Source organism: Gudongella ferriphila, from assembly GCF_046224405.1.
Lineage (GTDB): Bacteria > Bacillota > Clostridia > Tissierellales > Tissierellaceae > Gudongella.
On sequence record NZ_JBJXRK010000073.1, the window covers coordinates 1 to 1,186 of the forward strand.

Sequence of the window (1,186 nt, forward strand, 5' to 3'; positions counted from 1 at the left end):
TCAGGCACAATCGGAGTAAGCGCACAAAACAGCGCCTACTCCTTTTTATTTTGCAAAGTGAGAACAACACAGAAATTTATGATTCATAAATTTCTGTGATACGGAGACACCAGCTACAGCTGCCAATCCCGCCTCCAACTCATCTATCCCCCTCTTCTTCACATTCTCAGGCTGGCGCAATGCGCCGATCCGCCTTCTCAATTTCTCTTTCCGCCACTTAAGAGCAGGATTATATATTCCAATAATCGGGGTATGCTCAATCAGACTAATTTAGCGATTGTTTATCATGTTTCACGCAAAATGGCCATTTCCTTCGCAGAGAATTTATATTTTTTAAAAAGTCTATATTTACACATTTTAAAGAGCAACAAAAAAGAAGCCTTTCATAAAGCTTCTATTTTTATTCATTTTCAATTTTGATGCACATAAAATAAAAGATGCGACTTACTCTACTATTTTGAAATCAGCATAGTAATTGAGAGTATCAAGAATTCCACCTGTACTTCTATAGTCCATAATTTCTTTGCCAATTCTATAATTGCCGATAGAAAGTTCACCATATAGCCATTCCCAACCTACTTCCCATTCCGTTATATCATTCATATTTATAATGTAAGCCTCGTCTGTCCATCCAACATCTTGTGCAGAGGAAAGTATCTCAACAGGGACCCATTCATCTTCAACATGCTTATCCAACCAATAGTAGCTTCCTGTTTGTAAATCTCCTTTTGGATTTCCTCCATACTGACTGAATGATAATGTTAACCCTGTGGGTGATATGTTAGTTGCAGTTAATTCTAACCCCCAATAATCTCTTTTGTCATACCTTACCCATTCCGAGGGTAAACTTACTACAACATACTCTCCTTCATAATCATTAATCTTTGCATATTTTGCGTTTGGAGCTGGGACATTTATTTCACCTTCGTTTGAAGGTAGTTCAGTACCCTTAACTACTGAAGTTACTGTCTTAATTTCGCTTTCATCAGGTTCTATAGGTCTCTCTTCACCAGTTGAAAAGTATAACTCACCATCCACCATTATTGATGGAGGCATTGTATTTGGTATTTCAGGAGTAGCTTCTTCAGTACCACATCCAATAAATGAAAACATTATAAAGATTGAAATAACTATTAATGTAAATCTTTTCATTCAAACCTCTCCTTAAAATAACGCATTTTAATAC

1 protein-coding gene is annotated in these 1,186 nt (G+C 36.4%); it reads right to left on the reverse strand.

Annotated elements, in window-relative coordinates:
- Nucleotides 1-444: 444 nt before the first annotated feature.
- Nucleotides 445-1,152, reverse strand: coding sequence for an immunoglobulin-like domain-containing protein (locus ACKVDP_RS13805; protein ID WP_409229482.1), 708 nt, complete (start codon nucleotides 1,150-1,152; stop codon nucleotides 445-447).
- Nucleotides 1,153-1,186 lie beyond the last annotated feature (34 nt).

What these genes read in the sequence shown, in the direction of transcription:
- ACKVDP_RS13805 (WP_409229482.1), bottom strand. Translation starts at nt 1,152, where the DNA reads ATGAAAAGATTTACATTAATAGTTATTTCAATCTTTATAATGTTTTCA.